Raw genomic sequence first — 24465 nt, forward strand, 5'->3', positions numbered from 1 at the left:
CGACGAAGGGTGGGAAAGCAGTCAATCGCCCTCCGGCGATTACGGTCAAGTACGATCAAGCTACGCACAGTTAACAGCAGATTAAGTCCGGCCATCGATGCCCCGCCTGTAACACGCGCCTCAGAGGGCGTGGTCAGGGCACCCGCTGGCCCTTCCCCAACGCGATTACTCCACCCTTGGACACCGTGTACAGCTCGGCGTCCCGCTCCGGATTCACTCCGATGGTCGCGCCCGGCGGCACCTCGACGTTCTTGTCCAGGACGGCACCGCGCACCACCGCGCCCCGCCCGATGTGCACGTTGTCGTGCAGCACCGAGCCCTGGACCACGGCTCCCGGGTCTACCAAGACACCCGGCGACAGGACCGACCGGGTGACCTGGCCGCGGATCAGGCAGCCCGCGCTGATGATGGACTCGCTCGCGATGCCGCCCGCGTTGAAACGGGCCGGGGAGAGCTGACCCGAGTGGGTGTAGATGGGCCAGCTGCGGTTGTAGAGGTTGAAGGCGGGGCGCTCGGCGATGAGGTCCATGTGGGCGTCGTAGTACGCGTCGAGCGTGCCGACGTCCCGCCAGTAGCCCTGGTCGCGGGTGGTCTCGCCGGGCACGTGGTTGGCACTGAAGTCGTAGAGCTGGGCCTCGCCGCGGTCGGTGAGCTGGGGCAGGATCGAGCCGCCCATGTCATGCACGGAGTTCACGTCCTCGGCGTCCCGCTGGAGCGCCTCGATGAGGGCCTTGGTGGTGAAGATGTAGTTGCCCATCGAGGCGAACACGGACTCGGGGTCGTCGGCCAGGCCGGGCGGGTCGGCGGGCTTCTCCAGGAAGCGTTCCACCGTCTGGCCGTCGGAGCCGGGGCTGATCACGCCGAAGGACGACGACTCGCCGCGTGGGACGCGTATCCCGGCCACCGTGACGCCCGCGCCGCTTTCGATGTGCTGGGCGAGCATCTGACGCGGATCCATGCGGTAGACGTGGTCGGCGCCGAACACGGCGACGTACTCCGGCCGCTCGTCGTAGATGAGGTTCAGGGACTGCAGGATCGCGTCCGCACTGCCCAGGTACCAGCGCGGGCCCAGGCGCTGCTGCGCCGGGACCGGGGTGACGTAGTTGCCGAGCAGGCTCGACATTCGCCAGGTCGTGGTGATGTGCCGGTCCAGGGAGTGCGACTTGTACTGCGTCAGGACGCAGATGCGCAGGATGTCGGCGTTGACGAGGTTGGACAGCACGAAGTCGACGAGGCGGTACGTACCGCCGAAGGTGACTGCGGGTTTCGCCCGGTCCGCGGTGAGGGGCATCAAGCGCTTGCCCTCTCCGCCCGCCAGCACGATTCCGAGCACCGAAGGACCACCACGACGCATGGCCGCTCCCCTCACCCTGGTTGATCCATTCCTGCCCCTGGGCAGGTCGCCCTACGCCTGTTCGAGGAACCCCTGTCGCACTAATCCGGCTTGAGAATCTCTTCGTAGAGCCGGACCGTGCGCCGGGCGACCGCGTCCCAGCCGAACTCGCCCACCGCGCGTTGCCGCCCGGCCTCGCCCATGTCCCGCGCCGCCGCCGGGTCCCCGAGGACCGAATCCAGCGCCCGCGCGAGGCCCGTCTCGAAGTCGTCGTCCACCGGGACGAGTACCCCCGTCTTCCCGTCGTCCACGACCTCGGGAATGCCGCCGACCCGCGAGGCCACGACGGGGGTTCCGCACGCCATCGCCTCCAGGTTGACGATGCCGAGGGGTTCGTACACCGAAGGGCAGACGAAGACCGCGGCGTGCGTGAGCAGCTGGATCACCTCGGGGCGCGGCAGCATCTGCGGAATCCAGTGCACGCCCTCGCGGACCCGGCTCAGCTCCTGGAAGAGCTCGCGGAACTCCCGGTCGATCTCCGGGGTGTCGGGAGCGCCCGCGCACAGCACGACCTGCGCGGCCGGGTCGATGTCCCGGACCGCCCGCAGCAGGTGGGGCACGCCCTTCTGGCGGGTGATCCGGCCGACGAACAGGACGTACGGGCGGGCCGGGTCGAGGCCGAGGCGGCGCAGGACGTCGGTGCCGTGGTCGGGCCGGTAGAGGCTGGTATCGATGCCGTTGTGCACGACGTGGACCTTGGCCGGATCCAGCGCCGGGTAGCAGCCGAGGATGTCCTCGCGCATGGCTCCGGAGACGGCGATCACCCCGTCGGCGGCCTCGATCGCGGTGCGCTCCGCCCAGCTGGACAGGGCGTACCCGCCGCCGAGCTGCTCGGCCTTCCAGGGACGCAGGGGCTCCAGCGAGTGGGCGGTCATCACGTGCGGGATGCCGTACAGGAGCTTGCCGAGGTGGCCGGCGAGATTGGCGTACCAGGTGTGGGAGTGGACGAGCTCGCGGCCTTCGAGGCCAGCGGTCATCGCGAGGTCCACGGAGAAGGTGCGCAGCGCGTCGTTGGCGGTGTCCAGCGCGGACCAGGGGCGATGGCGGATCACGCCCTCCGTGCGGCCCTCGCCCCAGCAGTGCACGTCCAGGTCGACGAGGGATCTCAGCTCCCGGGCGAGGAATTCGACATGGACACCCGCACCGCCGTACACGTCCGGCGGGTACTCCCGGGTCAGCAGGCCCACTCGCACCCGGAACCCCCTGTCTCTACGGCTGGTTGCCTTCATGGTCACCCAGATGTGGCGCGTGGGGAAGAGCGCGGGGGTCGTGTGAAGCAACAGTCACCGCAGACGCCTCCGCCGGGCACCCGGTAGTAGAGGCAGCAACTACGCCGCCGGAAGGCGGTACCGGTGAGGGTGCCGGCGCCCGCGAGGAGGGGGTGGGCGAGGAGCTCCACCGTGCGGGCGCGGGCCCGGGCGGCCACGTCCGTACGGCCGTGATCCCGCGCCCACCCGTCCAGCTGCCGGGCGGCGCCCGCCAGCGCGGAGGCGGCGTTGCCCCACAGCAGGCCTTCGGCGACCCGGTACCGGGCGTGCAGGTGGTCGGTCAGCGGCCGCAGGTGGCCGTCCAGTACCACGCCCGTCACAGTCTCCGCGTCCGCGGGCAGCGGCCGTACGGCGGACAGCCACAGGTCGTCGGGGGCACTGGCGTCGGGATCCCAATGCAGCAGCCGCGGGTCGAGATCGGGGATCCGGCCGTAGAGGGCGGCGCAGCCGAGAGCCACCGACCACAGACGGGCCGCGAGTCCCTGCTGAGCCACGGAGGCGGCGATCCGCAACTCGGGTGCGCGCAGGGCATCCCCTACTTTCCGGACACGGAAAGTCATAGAATCGCCGTAAACGTCCGGCGAACCGTTCTCGTACACGTGGGCGAGCGTCGGTGGTGACGCGTGTGGGGCTGCTGTCGCAGGTAGAGCCGTGCGCAGTGCGAAGAAGCCGCCGAGCGGACGCAGCGCTGCGAGATCCGGGTCGAGGTCCACGAAGCCCAGTAGTACCAAGCCCTCTAGGGGCTCCGACCACTAGGGGTCCGCCCCGGGTCACCCACCTTGGGGATGATGGCGCCCGATTCGTACTCCATCGGCAGTAGGACCCATTGCCTGCTCAGGTACGACGACGGGAAGAACTTTTCACGGGATCGTGTTGGTTATGGAAGCCGACCGTACGCCGCGCCGGGCCCAGCGCCCCCGCCTCACGCAGAGGAGTCGCTCATGAGTGCCCTCGCGTTGTCCGTGCTCCTGTCGTTCGTCTCCGCCGTGGCGTACGCGGGCGGGGCGATCGTCCAGGAGCAGGTGGCGGTGTCCTCCCCCGGTCAGCAGTACGCACCGCTGCGCCGGCCCGTCTGGTGGGCCGCGGTCGCGCTGAACGGCCTGGGCGCACTGCTGCACGTGGTGGCACTCGCGTACGGCCCGCTGAGCCTCGTCCAGCCGCTGGGCGCGCTGACCATCGTCTTCGCCCTGCCCATGGCGGCACTGTTCGTCGGCCGCAAGGCCGGTGCGACCGCGTGGCGCGGAGCGATCATGGCGACGGTCGGTCTCGCCGGTCTGCTCTCCCTCGTCGGCGCGTCCGACGCGCAATCGCTGGACACCACACAGCGGGTGGGCGTGGCCGTCGTCACCGCCGGTGCGGTGATCGCGCTGATGATCGCCGGGCGGGCGGCACACCGGCACCCGGCGGTGCGCAGCATCCTGCTCGCCGTCGCGTCCGGCATAGCGTTCGGTATGTCCTCGGTCTTCACGAAGACCGTCGCCGTCGACTGGACGGACGGGGTCTCCACGGCCGACGTGCCGTCCCTGGCGGTGATCGGCGTCCTGGCCACGGCCGGCATGCTGCTGTCCCAGGCCTCCTACCGCGGCGCCGGCCTCGCGGCCCCGCTGGCCACGCTCACGGTCGTGAACCCGGTGGCGGCGGCCGCGGTCGGCATCACGATGTTCGGCGAAACCTTCCGCTACGGCACGACGGGCACCGCCCTCGCACTGAGCTGCGGTGTCGTCGCGGCCGGCGGTCTCATCCTGCTGACCACGGAGCGGATGGAGCGCACGCACGCGGAGTCCGTGGAGCACGCGGATTCCCCGGAGTCGCTGCCCGAGCCCGTCGCCCGGCCGGTGGCGCCGCTGCCCGAGCCGGTCCCTGCCGACGGACTGTCGGCGCGGGTGTCCGAACAGCCGGTCGCCGCGGGGGTGCGGGAGAGCGTGCTCATCCCGGCCCCGTCGACCGCGGCGGTCCCGGAAGGCCTGCTCGTCCCCGCCCAGGCGGCTCCCGCGGTCCCGGAAGGCGTCCTCGTCCCGGCTCCGGTGTCGCCGACGGCGCTGGAAGGCGTCCCGGTCCTCCCGGTCCCGGAGAGCGTCACCTCCGTTCTGGAGGCCGCCGCCGAGGACGCGGAGCCGTCGGATCCCGATGACGTGCCGCCGTACCTCTACGGCCCCTTCTTCGGCGGCCCGTTCATTCCGCTGCCGGTCCGCGACCGGCACCGCACGCGCGTCAAATCCTGACGCCGCCGGCCCTCAGGTAGGCCACCGGGTCGATGTCCGTACCGAAGCCGGGCCCCGTCCGCACCTCGAAGTGCAGATGCGGGCCCGTGCTGTTGCCGGTGGAGCCCGACCGCCCGAGGCGCTGGCCGCCGCCCACCGTCTGCCCGTTCTTCACGGAGATCGCCGACAGATGCGCGTACTGGGTGTAGCGGCCGTCGGAGTGCCGGATCACCACCTGGTACCCGAACGAACCGCCCCACCCGGAGGTGACGACCTTGCCGGCCGCGACGGCCTTCACGGAGGTGCCGGTGGGCACGGCGAAGTCGACGCCCGTGTGGTAGCCCTTCGACCAGGAGGAACCCGCTTTGCGGTAGGGCGTGCCCAGGGCGGCGTTCACCGGGGAGACCAGGGAATGGCCGGTCGTGGCCTTCTCTTCGGTGTCCTGGGTGCTCTGGGTGTCCTGGGTGCTCTGGGTGTCGTGGGTGGTCTGGGTGTCGTGGGTGGTCTGGGTGTCCTGGGTGGTCTGGGTGCCCGAAGACGCCTTCTCGCTCGTGGACTTGTTGTCGGTGTGACTGGTCGTGGTGGTGCCGGTGGCTTCCTGGCCGCGCAGCGTCAGCCGCTGGCCGGGCAGGATCAGGTCGGGATCCGGGCCGATGGTCTTGCGGTTGGCCGAGTACAGCCCGCGCCAACCGCCCCGGACCCGCCGGTCGTCGGCGATCGTGGAGAGCGAGTCGCCGCGGACCACCGTGTACATCTCGGCGGTCCCGGCCCGGGACTGGGGCGTGGTCTGCGGCTGTACGTCCGCCGCGGAGCTGCCGCCGCCCGACTTCTTCGCGGTGCTGTCACCGGCCTGGGCGGGTCGGATGTCCGGGGTGTCGCCGCCCCGCGTCAGCCCTGCCCGCACCGAGCACGCCGGCCAGGCTCCGGGTCCCTGCCCGTCCAGTACCTTCTCGGCCACGGCTATCTGCTGGTCCTTGGTGGCCAGATCCGCACGCGGCGCGTAGCGGGTACCGCCGTACGCCTCCCAGGTGGACTGGGTGAACTGGAGTCCGCCGTAGTAGCCGTTGCCGGTGTTGATGTTCCAGTCGTTGCTGGACTCGCACGCGGCGACCTTGTTCCAGGTGTCCACGTCGGCGGCCTGCGCCGCCCCGGCACCGATGAGCGGCATCGCCATCCCGGCGCCGCCCGCCGTGACGGTGAGCGAGGCGCGGTTGATCCTGTTCGGCTGATACCGGCGGTGCCGGCCGCGTACGGCCATGAAGGAGCCCCCCTCGACATGCGTCAGGAGGGGCAAAAGTAAGCGCTGCGAACAGGCCATGACAAGGCGGCAATCGGCCGCGCTTCCACCCAAGCGAAGAGGAATACGCGGCAGTTCTGCGGTGGCTGAGGCAGGTGGGGTCTTCCGTCCGTATCTGCCTGCACAACGCCGCACAACCCGGACGTGCCGTCGGGGTACGGCCACGTCAGGATGGTCGAGGGGCGATACTGACGGGCACGACCGGCACCACCGACAACCGGATCCCCGGATCCTTGAGGAGCCATCCGAATGAGCACTTCAGCCCAGATCGGCGTCACGGGACTCGCGGTCATGGGCCGCAACCTCGCCCGAAACTTCGCGCGCAACGGCTACACGGTCGCTGTGCACAACCGGACGGCGTCGCGAACGCACGCGCTGGTCGAGGAGTTCGGCAGCGAGGGCGACTTCATCGCGGCCGAGACCGCCAAGGACTTCGTGGCGGCGCTGGAGCGGCCGCGGCGGCTGGTCGTCATGGTGAAGGCCGGTGAGCCGACCGACGCGGTGATCGAGGAGTTCGCCCCGCTCCTGGAGCCCGGCGACATGATCATCGACGGTGGCAACGCGCATTTCGCGGACACCCGGCGCCGGGAGCGCGCGCTGCGCGAGCAGGGCATCCACTTCGTCGGCACCGGCGTCTCCGGGGGCGAGGAGGGCGCGCTGCTCGGGCCGAGCATCATGCCGGGCGGCTCGAAGGAGTCGTACGACTCGCTCGGTCCGATGCTGGAGAAGATCTCCGCGAAGGCGGCCGACGGGTCGCCATGTGTGACGCACGTGGGTCCGGACGGCGCCGGGCACTTCGTGAAGATGGTGCACAACGGCATCGAGTACGCCGACATGCAGCTGATCGGCGAGGCGTACCAACTGCTGCGCGATGTCGCCGGGTACGAGCCCGCGCAGATCGCGGACATCTTCCGTACCTGGAACACGGGACGCCTCGACTCCTACCTGATCGAGATCACGGCCGAGGTGCTGTCCCACGTGGACGAGGCGACCGGCAAGCCCTTCGTGGACGTGGTGGTGGACGAGGCCGAGCAGAAGGGCACCGGCCGCTGGACCGTCCAGATCGCCCTCGACCTCGGCGTGCCGGTATCCGGCATCGCGGAGGCGGTCTTCGCCCGCTCGCTCTCCGGGCACGCCGCGCTGCGGGATGCCTCGCGGGGGCTCGCCGGGCCGAAGGCGTCGCCGCTGAGCGAGTCCGAGGCGGGTGCCTTCGCCGACCGCGTGGAGCAGGCGCTGTACGCCTCGAAGATCGTGTCGTACACACAGGGCTTCCACGAGATCGCCGCGGGCAGCGAGGAGTACGGCTGGGACATCGACCTCGGCGCCGTCTCCGCGCTCTGGCGGGGCGGCTGCATCATCCGCGCGGCCTTCCTGGACCGGATCCGTGCCGCGTACGACGCCCGGGCGGACCTGCCGAGCCTGCTGTCCGACGAGACGTTCGCGCAGGAGATCGCGGCGGCCCAGGACGACTGGCGCGAGGTCCTCGTCGCCGCGACCCGCCAGGGCGTCCCGACGCCGGGCTTCGCGGCGGCCCTCGCCTACTACGACGCCCTGCGCGCGGAGCGGTTGCCCGCGGCGCTCACGCAGGGGCAGCGGGACTTCTTCGGCGCGCACACCTACCGGCGGACCGACCGGGACGGGTCGTTCCACACGCTGTGGGGTGGGGACCGCTCGGAGGTCACCGCGTAGGCGGGAGTTGCGGAGGCTGTTTCATCGGCGGTGGGCGGCCGGGAGGCCGTCCACCGCCGTCGTCTGCCGGCACCTCGGATCGGGGCTTCCCGCTCAGGACAAGGGTGGCCCCGGCTCCGGGTTCGGGACGGGCTCCGGGCCCGGCGGGATCGGGGACGGGGAGGGCTCCGGGGTCGGCCGTGGAGGTGGCGTCGGGTTCGGGCCCGGCGCCGGCGGCATCGGATCCGGACCTGGCGCGGGCGGCGTCGGGTCCGGCGGCCCCGGCACGGGTGGAGTCGGGTCGGGGCCCGGCTGCGGGGGCTGGGGATCCGGGCCGGGTGTGGGCCCCGGCCCGGGACCCGGTGTCGGGTCCGGGTGGACGGGGTCGGGGTACGGATTGGTCATGGCGTCCTCCGGCCAGTCGGTCGACATCGGCTCTGGACTACTCCCCCGCGTACCCGACGGCGGCGCCACCACTCACCCCGCCGCGTGAAGTGGCTGGGCCTGGTGGGCCTGCCGGTGTGCGGGACGACCCGGAATCACCGGGAGGGATCGGACCGCGTCGCTCAGAACCGTCCCGGATGCGCCACCAGCCACTGCTTCGCCGCCCGCAACAGACCCGGGTCGGCCGCCGGGGCCTCCTCGGGGTGGCGTTCGGCCCACTTGACGACGTACGGGCACAGCGGAGCGACGACGATGCCCTCGCGCTTCGCCATGGCGTACAGCTCACGCGCCAGGGAGCCCGCGATGCCCTTCCCCTCGTGGGCCGGTTCGACGATCGTGTGCACCGGGACGAGCGCGCCCTCGGGCGACTCGAGGACGAAGTACTCGATGTGGCCGACCACTTCACCCGAACCGTCGCCGATCGCCTCCAGGCGGCCCGCCGCCCGGTCGTCGCGGATCTCGATGTCGCTCATGGGCACGCTCCTGGTCCGAAGGTCGTCGAAAGTAGGGGGTCAGACCACCACGGCCTGCGGGCTGCGCTCCTGGTCCGAGCCAGGCACCGGCTCGGACGGGTCGGCCCCCAGGGCCACGACACGGTTGTCGCCGTCCACGTGCACGACCCGGGGTTCGAATGCCCGCGCCTCGGCGTCGGTCACCTGAGCGTAACTGATGATAATTACCAGATCGCCGGGGTGGACGAGGTGGGCGGCCGCTCCGTTGATCCCGACGACACCCGAGCCGCGCTCGCCCTCGATGACGTACGTCTCCAGCCGGGCGCCGTTGGTGATGTCGACGATGTGCACGAGCTCGCCGGGCAGCAGGTCGGCGGCGTCGAGCAGGTCGGCGTCGATGGTCACGGATCCCACGTAGTGCAGGTCGGCCTGGGTGACGGTGGCGCGGTGGATCTTGGACTTGAACATGGTGCGCAGCATGGAAAGGCTCCCGATTTGTCTGCTCCCTGCCTGCTTGTCGCAGGTCAAGGGCGGTCTCCGGAGACTACAACGATTCGCATGTTCGGTCAGCTGTCGCCAGGTGTTTCAGGACTCACACTGGCCCTTGTGAGGGGGCGCAAGGCAAGCGCCTACTTGCCACGCAGTCGCGCTTCTACCCGTCAAGCATCACTCTCAGTGATGGGTGCGGAATCCCGAGCGATGCCGGGATTCCGCACGATTGGCGACGGAAACGGTTGGGCACGAATACCCTAAAGTCCTCTCCTTACCACTCCCTGTGGTTCGCTATTGACCGTTACCGCGGGGTCGGTCTCCACCACGCGCACGGACATGTCGATCGGTGCGGGTCGGGCGTTGGCGGTCTCGGCTGCCGAGAGGTGTCGGACATTGGAGGAACCGTCGGCAAAGGGCCGGATGGTATGGGCTAGGAGACGGGTCAGTTCGTCCTCGAGACCGTGCTGCAGCGGGGTGCCGTCGGGGCCAAAGGAGTCAATCTCGCGCTCAGCGAGCACTACGCCGGTGGCCACGTGGGTGGCGGTGAAGTGCAGAATGCCGCTCTCGTTGTAGCGGAACTTGACCTCGATCTTGTTCCGTTGGACGTCCTGCTCCCGATTCGGGAGCGGCACCTCGATGTTGGCCAGAGGAAAGGCTCTGTCGCTGTCGGCCGAGTGGCCAACCTCGCCTTCGATCACCGGGACGCGCACATAGGAAGCTCCCGGCTTGCTGGGGTGGAAGGTCTTCGTGCCCTCCGCGGGTAGCGTGGCGTTGCGATGAATGATCGCCTGAAACCCCCTCTGCTCACCCGCAATCACAGCCGTGCCCAGGTCGTAGCTGGTCACCAGAGAGAAGTCGCTGTCGTCTCCGAGTTCCCCGTCGAGGGAGGCCGCGTAGATGGCCGCACCCCGGGCAACGGCGGTCATGGGCCGGCACAGGCCGCTGTCGGCGATGCGGTCGTGGCCGAGCAGCTCGCCAAGGGCGTAACGCACCTGGGGGATCTGCGAGGTTCCGCCGATCATCAGAACCGAGTCGATGGCGTCCGGGGTGATGGCCAGGTCTTCCAACGCCTGCTGGACCGGGTCCAGGGCACGGGTGATGAGCGGGGTGATCGCCTCCGTGTACTCGGCCGCGGTGATCCTGACCTCCCGCTTCGAGATCGAGGGGGCGAGCCCGACCGGGAGGTCGAAGAAGAGCGCGCCATCCATGGGCACGGAGGACAGGGCGATCTTCGTCAGTTCGACCGACCGGCGCCACCGGCGTCGCTCGGCCTTCGTGAGGCGGTCCGCGGTCGGGCCGATCTTCTCCCGGTAGACGGTCTCCAGCTTGTGTAGCGGGGTCTCGTTCTCCTCGCGGACGTCGAGCATCTACGGGAGCACCTGGCCGTCGGCAGCGAGGCGCTGCGCATGCTCGATCACCTCGAGGCGAACGCGCAGTGCGTGTCCGTGGACCAGCTCATCCCGGTCCGTGACGCCGCCCAGTTGTCTGCCCTGTCCGACGAGGAACTGGCCCGGCCCGCGTTCTTCCCCGCCGACGAGGTCCCTGCGGCTGTCCAGTGGGACATCGCGAGGGCCGCCCGCACTATTGAGCTCTACTCACCGTTCCTCGACCGCCAGCCGGTCCGCACCTGGTCGGCGCACCTCGCGAAGCGGGTGGTGGACGGGGTTCAGGTGACGGTCAGGACCCGCGATCCGCAGGAGCAGACGACCGAGGCGGCGGCGGAACGTGTCCAAGGACTGGTCGACGAACTGCGTTCAGTGGGCTGCCAGGTCGAGTTCAGGGAGCGGATGCACGAGAAGGTGCTGATCCTTGACGGGAATGTGCTGTGGCACGGCTCTCTCAACCTCCTGGCCAACAAGGGGCCCCACCGACCTGATGATGCGACTCACTGACCCGGTGGCGTGCGAGCGGGTGGGGCGGGTCATCGAGCGTGCCCGCAAGGAGAGGGCGGCGTGGAACCCGCGAACGACGGGCGCGGGGACGACCGGCGGAGCGGGCCGCACCGACGAGGAGCGCCTCTATTCCGAAGTCCCTTACGCGGACAAGGACGAAGCGAAGAAGCGGCTCGGCGCGAGGTGGGATCCCGGCCGCCGGAAGTGGTACGTGGACGGCGCCAAGATCAGCCGCGAGCAGGCCGCACGCTGGCTGCCGCCGGCGTCCTGACGTCCGCCGGAGTGCCGCACGCACGGCTGGGATCGAGCGCGCCCGTTGTCCGTCGACGACAGGCGTGCTACCGACACCCACGGACACGGTTCCTCACTCATGCAACTCCACAACTGTGTTTGCAGTAAGGTGATTTGTGCTGCGCATCCTCCCGGAGGGGTACGAGTGCGGAGTTCATGCGCCGCTCGGCGGCATGTGAGCAGTGGTGGTGAATCGCCGTGCGAATGCGCGCGGTGTGTGAGCGGATGCCCGGTGGGCCGTCCCCCCACCATTCCTGCTCACCGCCAAGGAGTGGTCACCTATGGACCCTGTCGAGTACCAGCCCGCACGTTTCGCCCGGTTCCGTAAGGTCCTGGCGAGCGTCGCCATCAATGTCGTCGCCAACTTGTTGGTGACCGCCATGATGTCGGCAGCGCACCTGCTCTTCTGAGGCAGGCGAGTGGCGGGCACCGGGGCCCGCCACTCCACCTCGCGCAGGAGTCAGAACAACATCATTTCGTTCTTCAGCTTGGCCTTGCTCTGTGCCCGTCGGGCCCTTCGGCTCCGCGCGGCCCCACTGTGCCGCGCGATCCTCAGCTCGGGCGGGATGGTCGACTGAGTCGGCCGGAGCCCGTGCACGTCGGTCTCTCCGACCAGTTTCCTGAGGTGCCGCCGAGTCTCCTTGTCGGTGGAGTAGAGCACGGTTGCCCGGCTCGCCCTTGTCAGCAGGACGTGGTAGGCGTGACGGACACAGCGGGCGAACTCGTCGTCGTCGAGAGTGCTCGTCCGCACCTTCGGGTCGAGCGATCCCGGTTTCGCCACCCGCATCACGCCTGCTTGCGGGTCCTTGCGCCGCTTTCCCCGCCGGAAGACCCAGCGGTCGGTACGCCAGACCATGTCATCGCCCATGATCACCCCGCACCAGTCCCACTCGAGCCCCTGCGCCGTGTAGACACAGCCGATCTGCCCGATGCCCGCATCGTGGACGGGCCAGATCCTCGACGGCGGCTCGCCGTTGGCGCAGAAGGACTCACTGGACGCGTTCCACGGGCGGTGCCAGCCACCGATGCGTACGTCCTGCTCGAGGTTCTTGTTCTCGTCCGGCTTGCTCCAGGGCCAGCAGTATCCAGCCACCATCCGGGCGGTCGCGCCTGCCTCGAACTCGGTACGGACGATGTGCTCCATCTCGTCGGGCGTATCGACGACCTCGATGTGCATGAGTCCGTCCGGGACCCATGCGTGCGGCTTCTTTGTAGAAACGCCGAGAAACGCTCGGACCCAGCGGAGGTAGGCATCACTGCCTCCGCATCGGTACTGCTCCGTCAGATGGTAGCGACGAACGACCGCATCGCGGCGTCGCGCGGCGTCCTCGATGAGTTCCACAGTGCCGACCTCTTGCGGGCGCACGGTCTGGCCGGCGTCCAGGAAGAAGACGGTCAGACGTGACGCGTCGAGCAACTCGTCCACCTGTGCCTTGGTGCCCTGCTTCTCCGCGGGGAGGCGGTAGTTGGTGGTCCTGTCCCGTAGCCGGTGCGCCTCGTCGCAAATCAACACGTCCAGCGGCGGACTCGGTACTTTCACGAAACTGCTGAAATACGCGAAACGCTGCCGGAACTCGGCCTCGGTGTACCCGACGTTTTCCTTGATCGCGGCGTTGAAGGCCCGCGAACCACTCGCGTACTTCACCGTTCGGCCGGCGGCTTCGAGATCGGCTCGTAGTTGTAGCCCGATGGCGCTTTTCCCGGTGCCGGGCCCTCCGCTGATCAGGAAGACGGCATGTTGCGGACGGGGCACGATCGCCTCACGGTCCGGACTGTCCAGAATGAGCTCCGAAGCCTCGAGTACGTCGCCGGCCACCGTCCTCTGGCGCCCCCGCAAGGTGAAGACCGTGTCCTCTCCGCACGAGTTGACCATGGCGTCGAGAAGCGGCGTGTTCCGGAGGTTCATCCGGTGGAGTATGTACTCGGCCGCCGAGTAGTCGTCCTCGGCGGTGAAGTGGCGCCGAAGGTCGTCGAGAAGTCTGTCCCGGGTGTCACCCGTGTACGTGTGCGCGTAGGGACCTGTAGGCGCGTCGACACTGAGCAGTGGCCGGACGGATTCATCCGTGGCGTTGTGCAGATACGCGAACCCGCCACACTCGAACTGCAGCCCGTTCAGCGGGCCTGTGGGGCCAGTGAACAGTGCGTGGTATTCACTGAGTTGAAGGGCAGGGTGTTTGACGGGATCGTCGATCCCGTCGACGTATACGAGATCAGCTGTCGCAGCCTCCACCCTCGTCACCGCCGACCACTGCTTCAACTCGACGAGCTGCACGGAAAGCGTGCCCTCCGCGGGGTGCGTGCCCACGAGAACCACATCGATCTGCCCGCCTGCGCCCGGACCTTCGGATTCGTCCACGGTCGGCGAGCATTCGACGATCATCTCGACGTTGCCCCGCTCGGCGGCCACCAGGTCCTCAGCGAGGGAGACTAGGCTCCTAGCCCACGCGGAGCGCTCACCGTCGGAGGACTCGCCTCGTCCGAAGTGCACCCAGCGGGCGGCCAGGTGCGGCACCAGGCGGCGCCGTGCGTGCAGGGCCAGCAAGTCCCGTGCCGACAATCGCAGCAGGAGCATGGACACGAGGAGGTTCCCCCAGGGCACGAGTAACTCGTGCGGGTGGGGGCGTGTCCACGCAGGAAGCCCGTCGGGCCGCGACCGGTGTCAGTGATCTTAGACAGGCACCGACTCGCCCCGGAAACGACGAACGCCTTTCGGCCAGTTCAGTGCAATGGCCTGGCCGACTCACGGAAAGCGCATCGTCCTGCCGCGCGATCCGCTGTCATACCTGAGCCGATTCCCGCGCTGAACCACCCACGAGTTCCCTCAGCTTCGCCCGCGTCTGCGAGTCGGTCGAGTACACGACCGTGCCGACCATGCCCCGGGTCAGCAGCACCTTGTAGGTGTTGCGGATCAGGCGGTCCACGTCTGCGTCGGAGGTGGACCGCTTGAACACCGGGTCCTTGGACGCCGTGCGGTCGGTGATCCAGCGGTCACCGCGCCAGAGCAGGTCGGGGCCGATGATGACGCCGGACCAGTCGTACTCGAAGCCCTGGGCGGTGTAGACGCAGCCGACCTGGCCGAAACCGGCCGGGTCGGTGGCCCACAGGGCGGCCGGAGGCGCGCCGGAGACGGAGCGGTCGCCGCGCAGGTTCCAGGGACGGGCCCAGTCGCCGATGACGACGTCGGGCGGCAGCGGCTCGCCGGGCCTGGGCTCCGGGGACCAGCGCCAGCAGTAGCCGGCGGACATGCGGGCGCCGTAGCCCTGGGCTCGCCGGGCCTCCAGGAACGCCTCCATCTCCTGAGGGCTGTCGGCAACCAGGAGTTGCATGCGGCCGTCGGGCTCCCAGGTGACCGGTCCGCCGGGCTCCAGTCCGAGGAGTCGGACGACCCAGCGCAGGTAGGCGTCACTGCCGCCGCAGCGGAACTGGCTGTCCAGGGGTACGACGTGGCATGGGATGTCCCGCTTCGCCGCCGCTTCCTTGATGTCGGCGACTGTGCCCATCTCGCCGGGGCGCACGACCTGGTGCTCGTCGAGGAAAAAGACGGGCACGTAGGCGACATCAAGGAGTTCGTCTATCTGGGCCCTGCCGGTCCGGTGCTCGGCGCGGGTGTAGCGGTTGGCAGAGGTTTCCCGGATGCGATGGGCCTCGTCGCAGATCAGGGCGCCCAGGCTGTTCTTCTCGGCGGTCATGAAGCTGTTGAAGTACTTGAACAGGTCCTGGACTTCACGCTTACGGGCCCCGGCGATCTTCCGCATCGTCTTGGTGAAGGACTGGGAACCGGTGGCGTGCAGCGCCGGTACGCCGCGTCGGTACAGCTCTCCGAGCAGTTGGAGGGCGATCACGCTCTTTCCGGTGCCGGGGCCTCCCGTGACGATGACGACTTCCTTGCGGTCGGCGTTCTTCGCCTTCTGCACCGCGTTGAGCACCATGCGGTACGCGACCTGCTGCTCGTCGAGGAGCACGAACTGCGTGCGCTCCCGCACTTCTTCGGCGGCCACGGACATCAGTTGCTTCGACGGCACGGCGACGCCTGCGCACAGTTCGTCCGCCGCCCCTGACCCCGGGTGCTTGTCGCTCAGCCTCGTACGGAGGTGATCGAGGAAGGCGCCTCGGCGCTCCCCGGTGAAGAGCAGGCCGTGGCCGCCGCGCTCGATCTCCCTCAGCCCGGTCACACCGAACTCGGTGGCGTTGTGCAGGAACGCCACCCCGTTGACCCGGTGGCCGTGTTCGGCCACCGCCCCGTTGAAGTTGACGAGGTACTCGCAGTAGCGGCGCACCTGCTCGATCGGGTTGAGGACCGGGTGTGCGTAGGCGTCGACGTGGCAGAGGGTGGGGTCGTCCTCGTGGGGAAGGGCCTGGCTCCACTGCTTGAGTTCCACCACGACGTACGACGGCTCCCCCGTGGCCGGGTGGACTCCGGCGAGGACGACGTCGGCGCGTTTGCTGTTCAGCGGGAGCGCGTACTCCAGCATGATCTCCACGTCGCGCAGGCCCGCGTCGTTGAGCGCGGTGGCGAGGACGGGGATACTGCGCTCCCAGGAGCGCACCTCCGAGGTGCCGGGCCGGTAGCCGTGCATGTGGACAAAATTGTCGGTGAGGTGCAGGAACAGCGAACCGTCGAGCGCCATGACGGCGACCGTTTTCGCGGACGCGCGGAACAGCAAGGACTTCCCCCGGGCAGCACGAAGAGACTCGTGCGGGTGGGGGCATGTCCTTTAGAACTCCACCGGGGTGGAGCGGAAGCCCGTCGGGCCGCGTTGACGATGAGTCGAGGGTACCTGGCAGCACTGACAGCCTTGTTGGGGGGCGCATTTGGCGTCGTACCGCTACACCATCGGCTTGTGGCCAGTGCGATGCCAGACCAGTCGAAGTCGCCGTCATAGACGGGACCTGCAGGTCGGCCGTCGAACCGTGTACAGAACGGTTAGGCCGACCGTCGACACGCCACCCGAGGCGCAGCTCAGGGGCGCCGTGCTGCTCGCCGGAACCGACGGCAGCCCCGGTCACACGGGGGTTCTCGCAAACGTGGACCCGGGTGCGAGGTGGTATGTCCAGATGCAGGCCGCGCAGTTCGGGCAGGAGCAGGGTGGGTTTCCATGTGATGGTCGGCCCACCCCTGCGAGGCCGCCTCGCGCCAGGTGCCGCCAGCAGACCGAGGCCATGGGCGACAGGGCTCGGCGGGTCGGCGGCACGAATCGACGGCGGGGAAAAGCCTCGCCAAGGCGCGGATCACCTGGGTGACGACGGTGCTCGCGGTGAGCTGGTCCTGGCGGGCGAGTGCGCCGCCTCGGCGTGCTCCCCCCAGGTGTCGGGCAGCCCATGAGCGGACAGTGATGTGGCTTCCACCTCTCGACCGCACAAGGGCTCGTTCGGCCGCCGCCGTGTCAGGGACCCTCGGCGGGGCCGTCAGTGGCAGCCCCGCCGTATGCTCAGTGTCGGGCCGGTCCCCGCCCAACCGCGCGGGCTCGCAGGCGGGCATCCAGGTCCGCCGGCGGATCGTGGCGGTGAGGCCGGTGATCGGTCTGACCAGGAGCAGGGCCAATGTCTCACGCCGCTGTGCAAACAGTGTTCGAATTTGATCGCGCCGCACGGTCGCAGGCCGCCTCCCGACGGGCCCACTCGGCACGCTCGTAGTCGGTTCGGCCCGCGCGGCGGCCGTCGACCGCGGCCAGGTTTCGCACACTCGTCGCCGCAGCCACTGCGTCCCCTGCCCGAGACCGACCAGGGCCAGGCGTATCCGTCTCGGGTGCGGCCGGGTCCCCCACAGGGAGGTCCTGGACTCGCCGGCGCCTCGGTCTCAAGCCGGGTGGCGACCGCGCAGGCCCGCGCCTGCTGGGTCACACGGGCGGCCGTGGCCGCCTGTCCGCCGAAGGATTCGGCCGCGCGCTCGACCTCGGCCGTACGGGGCCACGCATCCGTCAGCCCAAGTGCCGAAGGTGGTCGGCGTAAGAGGTCGCCGATCTGGTCACGGCGTTCGGTGCGGCCGCGCACGCCGAGCCAGCGCTCCGCCACCTCACCCTGCACATCATCCAGCCGACGGTCGAGTTCCGCGAGCGCCCAGCGGCGGGTCTCTGCATGGACCTCCGCCCCCAGGTACTCGGCGGCCCGCTTGGCATAGCGGCCGAGCTGAGCACGGTGTGGTGCGGAGCGCCGGAGAGCAGCCAGCTCTCGGCCGACTCCGCCCGGGACGGGCGCGGCTTCCACACGGCCTTGACCACCGGCAGGCGGCGCAGTGGTTCGCTGGGGGTGATGACGTCGACGGCGTTGGCGGTGAGCCGGAAACGGTCGCCGAGGTCGGAGAGGCCGACGACCAGGGCGGGACCAGGAGCGGCGTCGAAGACCAGACGGACCGGGTCTTCACGGCCGCCGATGGAGAGGGGGTGGATCTCGCAGCGGGGGCGGGCGGCCGCGACCGAGGGGCAGACCTCCAGCATGTGAGCACCGAGGATGCGTGGGGTGCCGGGGCCGAGGTGGTAGGTGTAGTCCTCCATGAAGCTGGTGCCGCCGGGTTGTCCGGCGCCCATGACCTTCATGGTGCGCAGCAGGGCGGAGGTCTTCCAGTCGCCTTCGCCGCCGAAGCCGTATCCGTCGGCCATCAAGCGCTGCACGGCGATGCCGGGCAGCTGGCGCAGGCCGCCGAGGTCCTCGAAGTTGGTGGTGAACGCGGTGAAGCCGCCTTCGGTGAGGAAGGCGCGCAGGCCGAGTTCCTGGCGGGCGGCGTAGAGGAGGGAGTCGTGGCGGATGCCGCCGGGGCGCGGGACCGGGACGACGTCGTACAACTCGACGTATTCGGCGGCGAGTTCGGTGGCGCCTTGTCCTCGATCTGGTCCACGACGGCGACCATGTCGTTGACGGCGTAGGTGTTGACGGAGAAGCCGAACCGTATCTGGGCTTCGACCTTGTCTCCCTCGGTCACGGCGACGTCGCGCATGTTGTCGCCGAAGCGGGCGAGCCGTGCGCGATGCCTGGCCGGCGGCGGCCCGCGCCCATGACGCGATGCGCCGGACGACCCTGGGGTCGGTGGAATGTCGTACCGGTGGCCCTGATCCCCCAGGGAAGCCTGCTGCCCGGCATCGCCCACGGCTCGCAATGAGCAGTAAGTGAACAGCAATCGAGCACACGGCGAGCAGTCCCAGGTTCCACTATGGTCCGGTGGCCTGCCCTGGGCGGCCGCCCATCGGCGCGAACCGTACGGCTTCGCGTCCCGATCAAGAACGTCCTGTCCTGCGGTTGCGAATCTCCTCCCCGAGGCTTCTCGCAGTTGAACGGGAGATCCCTTCAGGAAGAGGTAACCAGCGTGCGCACGCACCGACTTGCCATGGCAGCAGCCAGTTCCGCGGTCCTGGCCTTGGCCCTCACCGCCTGCGGAGGAGGCGACGCCGAGTCGGAGTCCGTCGAATCGGCAACCACGAAGTCCACCGACACGACCGTTACGCCCTCCGCCACCGCGGCGTCGGCATCGGCATCGGCATCGGCCGACGCCACTGAGGATGCGGGCTCCCAAGGATCCGGAGACGGTGGCGGCACCGGAGCGGGGGCAACCAAGACCTCGTCCGCCGGCACTGGCTCCGGTAGCGTCAAGCCCGTGGACTGCACCACCGCTTCAGTGAAGTTCGCCGTCAAAGAGGTGAAGAGCCCCATCAACCACGTCCTCATCACGGCGACCAACACCGGCTCGAAGGCCTGCCGCATCTACGGCTACCCGTCTCTGGCGCTGAGCGAGAACGCTCAGGCCGAGACAGCCAGGATCGGGGAGAGCAAGCCGCAGGCCGTCGTCACCCTCGACCGAGGCGCCACCGCTTACGCCGGCCTGATCACCGCGACCCTCGACCGCAACAGCGAGACCAAGGTCACGACCTCCTCGATCGGTGTGGCCCTGCATGGCCCCGACGAGGCAGATCTGACCACCGAGGACGGGGTGGACGTACCCGTTCCCGGCGGTTCCCTGTACGTCGAAGAAGACAACGCACAGGTCACCTACTGGCAGGACGACCCGAACGACGCGCTCGCCTGGTGACCTGCAACTGGCTCCCCCGGCAACGGCCTTGGCCTAAGCTGAGCCGCCGATCCACGTGAGAAGAAGGTGCGACCGTCCATGCCGTTGCGAGCTGGTGATCCTGAGTCCGTAGGGGGCTACGCCCTGCTCGACAGGATCGGCTCCGGCGGCATGGGCACCGTGTTCCTGGGCCGCTCGGCCGCCGGCCGCAGGGTCGCCGTGAAGCTGGTGCACCCCCAGCTCTGCGAGGACGAGGAGTTCCGCGTCCGTTTCCGGCAGGAGATCGCGGCGGTCCGCCGGGTCAGCGGAGCGTTCACGGCACCCGTCGTGGACGCCGACCCGGACGCCGAGCAGCCATGGATGGCCACGCTGTACGTACCGGGCCGCAGCCTGGCGGCCGCGGTGGACCGTGACGGCCCGTTGAGCGGGCCGGAGCTGCGGAGCCTGGCACTGGGCCTCACCGAGGCACTGCGCGAGATCCACCGGGCCGGGGTGGTGCACCGCGACCTGAAGCCGAGCAACGTGCTGATGGCCGAAGACGGCCCCCGTGTCATCGACTTCGGCATCTCGCGCGCCGCCGACAACCAGCAGCTGACCGTCACGGGCAATGTGATCGGTACGCCGCCGTTCATGTCGCCGGAGCAGCTGCGCGCGCCGCGCGACGTCACCTCCGCCTCGGACGTCTTCTCGCTGGGCTCGTTGCTGGCCTATGCGGCCACCGGGAACGGACCGTTCGACGCGGACACGCCGTACATGGCCGGCTATCAGGTGATGTACGAGCCGCCGGCCCTGGACGAGGTTCCGTGGCCACTGCGCGATATCGCCGCACGCTGTCTGGACAAGGACCCGGCGGCGCGCCCGGGAGTGACGGAACTGCACGACTGGTTCCGCGCGCTGCCGGAGACCGAGCCCGCCCCCGCCGGCATCGGGGCTCACCGCCACGGAGCCGGATCCGCGAGGAGCGGCGACGCGGGCTCTGCCGATGGTGCCCGCGACACCACCGGACCGCGCGCGACCGTCGAGACCGGCCACGCCGACGACGCCCCTCGTACCGCATCCCCTGGCAGCTCTGACGGCGCAGGCGTCCCCGGCAACTCCGAGCCCACCACCGGTCATCGCGAACACAGCCGCACCGACGACTCCGGCAAGGCGGTTGTCACCGGCGACAGGTCGATCCCCGGGGCCTCCACCGTCCCCGTCACCGACCGCCGCCTGCGCAGAAAGCGTCGTGACCGACGGCTCACGCGTCTGCTCACGGCCGTCGGTACAGCGGTCACCCTCACCGGTTTGAGTCTCGCGGCGGTCAACGCCTTCGGCGGTGACGAACCAACCGCCGCGCGCACCGCTTCACTGCCCGCCGGCTGGCGGCCCTGGCAGACGACGCTCCGCCTCGGCGCGGTGTCCGACACCGCGATGGATTCCGGCCCTCCGGGATGCGTCGCCGAGCGCACCGTCCTCTACTGCGGCGGCGACGGCTTCACCGTCGCCAAGGTCGACGCCGCCACCGGCCGCGTCATCTGGCGGTCCGGCGACTCCGTGCAGAACGCGACGCCGTACGGCGTGGGCGACGGAGTCGTGTACGTCGCCGAGCAGATCCAGGGTGAGTTCCGGACGGCGGCTCTGGACACCGCCACCGGAAAGCGGCAATGGGCGCGAGACACCCCTAACGACGACTCGGTCGTGTTCAGCGACGGGCTGCTGACCTCCACGGGCGACAGCCAGGGATTCATCGCTTACGACACGTCGGGGAAGAAGCTGTGGCAGTCACGGAAGGCCGCGTTCTGCCAGCCGCTGTCCCTGGCCGGTGTTCCGTACGGCGAGTGCACGATCGCCGGTGAGCCCGGCCACGTCCCGGTCACCCTGCTGCGCCTCGACCCGGCCAACGGCACGGCACGCAAACTCGCGGCCCTGCCGATCGGGTCGAAGGGCCTCGGGCACTCCGGGGGTGAACCTGTCTACGCGCAGCCCGCGGCGGCGGCGAACCAGGACGGGGAGATCGACAGCGAGCGCCAGTACACCACGCTCCTCAGGGTCGACCCGCGTACCGGCGCCGTCCGTCCCGTGCCGCTGCCCCGCACCCTGCGCGGCGCGCCGGCCCTGCTCGGCGACGATGTCGTCGTCTTCGCCCAGACCAACGGAACGGTCACCGCGGTGTCCGCCACCGACGGCAAGCAGGTGTGGCAGCGGTCCACCGGCATGGAGGGCCTGTCGCAGCCGGTCCTGTCGGCGGCGTACGGGCGGATCTACTTCTCCAACAGCATCGGCCGCGTGGTAGCCCTGGACCTGCGCACCGGCAGGGAACTCTGGCGCACCTCCGCCGTCGACATCTTGGGGGACGCGTCCCAGGACTGGGCGCCGAGTGTGGCCCTCGTCAAGGACGAGATCGTGGCGATGGCAGGCAACACGCTCTTCTCCGTCGGTCCGAACGGCCCCGAAGCGCAGGCCGGCAACTGACGGCCACGGGGTGAAGCGCCATGCCATGAAGTGCTGACGTGCGGACAACGGTTCCTCCTGGGGTGTCCCCCGTCCGCAAGCAGTTCCGGTCCGGACGGAAACCGGCCCGTCAAGATCGCCGTTGCGTGCCGCGACGCACCGTGGCCTCAAACCTCCCCAGTGTCCTGGTACGGCGGATCGGGCCGGACAGTCGGTGGCGTCGGTCGAGCACATCATGAGCAGCGTCGGGCCGGACAGTCAGCGGCGTCCGGTCGAGCACATCATGAGCAGCGGATGATCTGGCTGCAGCCAGGCAGCGGCCCTGAAACTGCATGAGCCGGTGAGGTGACCAGCCCGGTGTGGCCGCGGTCGACAAGGGGGAAATCCGTCCGCACCCACCGTCGGCTCACCACATGACCGGCCCGTAAGCAGATCGCCCCGCAAGGGGGAAAGGGGAACAGCATGACGGCCCGGCCGATCGTGAATCTATTGGAACTGAGCCCGGAGTTCGTACGCGATCCCTATCCCGTCTACGCCCGGCTGCGGGCCGAGGCGCCTGTGCACCACGTACGTGCTCCGGACGGCAAGGAGCTGTGGCTCGTCGTCGGTCATGACGCCTGCCGTGCCGCTTTCACCGACCCGCGGCTCAGCCGGGACTGGCGGAAGTCCGGGGACATCAGCCAGATCGTCAACACCGAGCAGGACCAGCCGGCCCTCGCCCACATGCTGTACGCGGACCCGCCGGATCACACCCGGCTGCGGCGGCTGGTGGCCCGTGAGTTCACCCCGCGCCGTATCGACGCACTGGCCCCTCGTGTCCAGGAGATCACCGACGAACTGCTGGACGCGATGCTGGCGGGCGACGAGCGGCGGGCCGACCTGATCTCTTCCTTCGCCTTCCCGCTGCCCATGACCGTCATCTGCGAACTGCTGGGTGTTCCCGATGTGGACCGGGACGCCTTCGGCGGCTGGTCCAACGAGATGGTCGCGCGTACCAGTTTGGAGGCGGAGGCGCTCGCCTTCCAGGAGATGACGGCGTACATCGTCGAGCTGATCGCGGCCAAGCGGGCGAATCCCGGTGAGGATCTGCTCAGCGCGATGATCCATGCCGTCGACGGGGGCGGTGACCGGCTCTCGCCCGACGAACTGATCGGCATGTCCGTTCTGCTGCTCGTCGCAGGGCACGAGACCACGGCCAACCTGATCGGCAACGGTATGCGCGCCTTGTTCGCGCATCCTGACCAACTCACGTCCTTGCGCGCCGACTTCGGTCTCCTCGACAGCGCGGTCGAGGAGATGCTCCGCTACGACGGGCCGGTCGAGACCTGCACCGATCGTCTCGCCCTGGCGGACGTGGAGATGGGCGGCGTGACCATCCCGGCCGGCTCCACCGTCCTGATCGCCATGGCCGACGCCGACCGTGACCCGCAGCGCTTCAAGGACCCGAGCCGGTTCGACATCCGCCGTGACACCCGCGGCCACATCGCCTTCGGCCACGGTCTCCACCACTGCCTGGGCGCGCCGCTGGCGCGGCTTGAGGGCCGAATCGCCATCCGTACGCTGCTGGAGCGCTGCCCCGGCCTGAGGCCGGACGCCGATGAAACCGAGTTGCCCTGGATACCCGGCATGCTGATCAGGGGCGTACGGACGCTGCCCGTGCGCTGGTGACTCAGCAGACCGTTCCGTGGTGGCTTCGCGGGGGCCCCGGCTCAATCCGATGAGCACGAATGAGCACGAATGAACACTCATTGACCATAAGCATGACTGTCACTGACAGACCGGGCCGCCGATGATGGCCGGGTGTCTCCGTCCCACGTCCGTACCTGGTCTCCCCATGCCGACAGCAGAACGCACTCCCCCGTCCACCGCCGTCAAGTCCACTGCGGATCGGTCCACTTATCCGGTGGACGCGGTCCTCTCGCTCGGGCGGGACGAGACGTCCAAGCTGCTGCGCGCCATGCGCAGCCAGCAGGTTCTGCCGCCGTTCTGCCATCCCTGGGGCTCCGGACCGGCTTACCGGGCGCTCCTGCGGGAGCAGGACGCCTTGAGCCTGCTGGACGTTCCGGAAGGAGCGGTGACAGACGATCTCGCCCAGCGCGTACATGTCCTCAGCGCCTTCTCGTCCGTGGTCGTGCTGACTCCCGGCCACATCGACTCCACCGAACTGCTGCGGGCGGGAGCGGCCAATGTGCTCCCCCGTCACACGCCGCCACGTGAACTGGCCGGCCGGCTGACGGCAGAGCGCCGGTGGCTCGCGGCGTCCGCTCCGCGCCGGGGCCGCAGGGCACCCGTTCTCCCGCGCCAGGTGGCGCGCCCACGGCAGTTGTCCCAACAGGTACTCCAGGACGTTCTGCTGTCGTCCGTTCGCCCGTGGTGCTGTCATGACCTGTGCCTGCTGCTGGGCACGGCCCGGGCCCCGGTGAGCCGGCGTGCGCTGCAAGCGCGCATGGTGCGGCTGAGTGAACGCCTGATGCCCTACGGCCTGTCGGTCACCAGCACGGTCCAATGGGGCAGGACCGTCTACACGGGCATCGGCGCCCTAGTACTCCAGCAGTACTTTGATGTCTGACCTGGGGAAACGTCGAGCGGTGGGAGTGTAGAGGCCGATCGGCGGTCACGGGCGGGTTCCGTGAACTCG

At 69.4% G+C, this 24465-nt stretch carries 18 protein-coding genes and 1 pseudogene; 9 read left to right on the top strand and 10 right to left on the bottom strand.

Annotation, left to right across the window (positions count from 1 at the left end; genetic code table 11):
• Nucleotides 1-133: 133 nt before the first annotated feature.
• The 3 genes from glgC to ACFYO2_RS42805 all read right to left on the bottom strand — a co-directional run bounded on the left by glgC (nucleotide 134) and on the right by ACFYO2_RS42805 (nucleotide 3392).
• Nucleotides 134-1354 (bottom strand): glucose-1-phosphate adenylyltransferase, encoded by a 1221-nt coding sequence (gene glgC / locus ACFYO2_RS42795; protein WP_388361037.1) that lies wholly within the window; start codon nucleotides 1352-1354, stop codon nucleotides 134-136.
• A gap of 80 nt (nucleotides 1355-1434) precedes the next feature.
• A complete protein-coding gene (gene glgA, locus ACFYO2_RS42800) occupies nucleotides 1435-2586 on the bottom strand; it encodes a glycogen synthase (RefSeq protein WP_388361079.1) in 1152 nt (383 codons plus the stop codon).
• A gap of 38 nt (nucleotides 2587-2624) precedes the next feature.
• Nucleotides 2625-3392, bottom strand: a complete 768-nt coding sequence (locus ACFYO2_RS42805) for an IucA/IucC family C-terminal-domain containing protein (RefSeq protein ID WP_388361039.1) — start codon at nucleotides 3390-3392, stop codon at nucleotides 2625-2627.
• Between the two features lie 210 nt (nucleotides 3393-3602).
• Here ACFYO2_RS42805 and ACFYO2_RS42810 point away from each other — a divergent pair, with 210 nt between their 5' ends.
• A complete protein-coding gene (locus tag ACFYO2_RS42810; protein ID WP_388361041.1) occupies nucleotides 3603-4883 on the top strand; it encodes a DMT family transporter in 1281 nt (426 codons plus the stop codon).
• On the opposite strand, the gene ACFYO2_RS42815 is transcribed toward ACFYO2_RS42810, so the two are convergent.
• On the bottom strand, nucleotides 4873-6120 hold the full coding sequence (locus ACFYO2_RS42815) for a transglycosylase family protein (RefSeq protein ID WP_388361044.1): 1248 nt from the start codon (nucleotides 6118-6120) through the stop codon (nucleotides 4873-4875). The two genes, ACFYO2_RS42810 and ACFYO2_RS42815, sit on opposite strands and share 11 nt — an antisense overlap.
• 288 nt (nucleotides 6121-6408) lie before the next feature.
• Here ACFYO2_RS42815 and gndA point away from each other — a divergent pair, with 288 nt between their 5' ends.
• Nucleotides 6409-7848, top strand: coding sequence for an NADP-dependent phosphogluconate dehydrogenase (gndA, locus tag ACFYO2_RS42820; RefSeq protein ID WP_388361047.1), 1440 nt, complete (start codon nucleotides 6409-6411; stop codon nucleotides 7846-7848).
• A gap of 545 nt (nucleotides 7849-8393) precedes the next feature.
• On the opposite strand, the gene ACFYO2_RS42825 is transcribed toward gndA, so the two are convergent.
• The 3 genes from ACFYO2_RS42825 to ACFYO2_RS42835 all read right to left on the bottom strand — a co-directional run bounded on the left by ACFYO2_RS42825 (nucleotide 8394) and on the right by ACFYO2_RS42835 (nucleotide 10582).
• Nucleotides 8394-8744 (bottom strand): GNAT family N-acetyltransferase, encoded by a 351-nt coding sequence (locus ACFYO2_RS42825; RefSeq protein WP_388361050.1) that lies wholly within the window; start codon nucleotides 8742-8744, stop codon nucleotides 8394-8396.
• 39 nt (nucleotides 8745-8783) lie between these two features.
• Nucleotides 8784-9203 carry an aspartate 1-decarboxylase gene (gene panD / locus ACFYO2_RS42830; protein WP_388361052.1) on the bottom strand — a complete coding sequence of 140 codons (420 nt, stop codon included), beginning with the start codon at nucleotides 9201-9203 and terminating at the stop codon, nucleotides 8784-8786.
• Nucleotides 9204-9472: 269 nt separating this feature from the next.
• On the bottom strand, nucleotides 9473-10582 hold the full coding sequence (locus ACFYO2_RS42835) for an Hsp70 family protein (RefSeq protein ID WP_388361055.1): 1110 nt from the start codon (nucleotides 10580-10582) through the stop codon (nucleotides 9473-9475).
• 39 nt (nucleotides 10583-10621) lie between these two features.
• Here ACFYO2_RS42835 and ACFYO2_RS42840 point away from each other — a divergent pair, with 39 nt between their 5' ends.
• The 3 genes from ACFYO2_RS42840 to ACFYO2_RS42850 all read left to right on the top strand — a co-directional run bounded on the left by ACFYO2_RS42840 (nucleotide 10622) and on the right by ACFYO2_RS42850 (nucleotide 11808).
• Nucleotides 10622-11107, top strand: a complete 486-nt coding sequence (locus tag ACFYO2_RS42840) for a phospholipase D-like domain-containing protein (protein WP_388361058.1) — start codon at nucleotides 10622-10624, stop codon at nucleotides 11105-11107.
• On the top strand, nucleotides 11091-11378 hold the full coding sequence (locus ACFYO2_RS42845) for a DUF5710 domain-containing protein (protein ID WP_388361061.1): 288 nt from the start codon (nucleotides 11091-11093) through the stop codon (nucleotides 11376-11378). The genes ACFYO2_RS42840 and ACFYO2_RS42845 overlap by 17 nt, the downstream gene beginning before the upstream one ends.
• A gap of 301 nt (nucleotides 11379-11679) precedes the next feature.
• Nucleotides 11680-11808 (top strand): DUF6408 family protein, encoded by a 129-nt coding sequence (locus tag ACFYO2_RS42850; protein WP_388361064.1) that lies wholly within the window; start codon nucleotides 11680-11682, stop codon nucleotides 11806-11808.
• A 50-nt stretch (nucleotides 11809-11858) separates the two neighbouring features.
• Here ACFYO2_RS42850 and ACFYO2_RS42855 read toward each other — a convergent pair whose 3' ends face one another.
• The 3 genes and pseudogenes from ACFYO2_RS42855 to ACFYO2_RS42865 form a co-directional block, all read right to left on the bottom strand.
• On the bottom strand, nucleotides 11859-13970 hold the full coding sequence (locus ACFYO2_RS42855; protein ID WP_388361082.1) for a DUF2075 domain-containing protein: 2112 nt from the start codon (nucleotides 13968-13970) through the stop codon (nucleotides 11859-11861).
• 205 nt (nucleotides 13971-14175) lie between these two features.
• Nucleotides 14176-16062, bottom strand: a complete 1887-nt coding sequence (locus ACFYO2_RS42860; RefSeq protein WP_388361066.1) for a DNA/RNA helicase domain-containing protein — start codon at nucleotides 16060-16062, stop codon at nucleotides 14176-14178.
• A gap of 1254 nt (nucleotides 16063-17316) precedes the next feature.
• A pseudogene (locus tag ACFYO2_RS42865) lies at nucleotides 17317-18426 on the bottom strand (L-arabinose isomerase); the annotation flags it as partial.
• Between the two features lie 557 nt (nucleotides 18427-18983).
• Here ACFYO2_RS42865 and ACFYO2_RS42870 point away from each other — a divergent pair.
• The 4 genes from ACFYO2_RS42870 to ACFYO2_RS42885 all read left to right on the top strand — a co-directional run bounded on the left by ACFYO2_RS42870 (nucleotide 18984) and on the right by ACFYO2_RS42885 (nucleotide 24396).
• Nucleotides 18984-19415: a DUF4232 domain-containing protein gene (locus ACFYO2_RS42870; protein ID WP_388361069.1), complete on the top strand. Its 432-nt coding sequence runs from the start codon at nucleotides 18984-18986 to the stop codon at nucleotides 19413-19415.
• 78 nt (nucleotides 19416-19493) lie between these two features.
• Nucleotides 19494-21848, top strand: coding sequence for a PQQ-binding-like beta-propeller repeat protein (locus ACFYO2_RS42875; RefSeq protein ID WP_388361071.1), 2355 nt, complete (start codon nucleotides 19494-19496; stop codon nucleotides 21846-21848).
• A gap of 441 nt (nucleotides 21849-22289) precedes the next feature.
• Nucleotides 22290-23495, top strand: a complete 1206-nt coding sequence (locus ACFYO2_RS42880; protein WP_388361073.1) for a cytochrome P450 — start codon at nucleotides 22290-22292, stop codon at nucleotides 23493-23495.
• A gap of 166 nt (nucleotides 23496-23661) precedes the next feature.
• A complete protein-coding gene (locus ACFYO2_RS42885) occupies nucleotides 23662-24396 on the top strand; it encodes a hypothetical protein (RefSeq protein ID WP_388361075.1) in 735 nt (244 codons plus the stop codon).
• The last annotated feature ends 69 nt before the right edge of the window (nucleotides 24397-24465 follow it).

This window comes from Streptomyces sp. NPDC006602 (assembly GCF_042870385.1).
GTDB lineage: Bacteria > Actinomycetota > Actinomycetes > Streptomycetales > Streptomycetaceae > Streptomyces.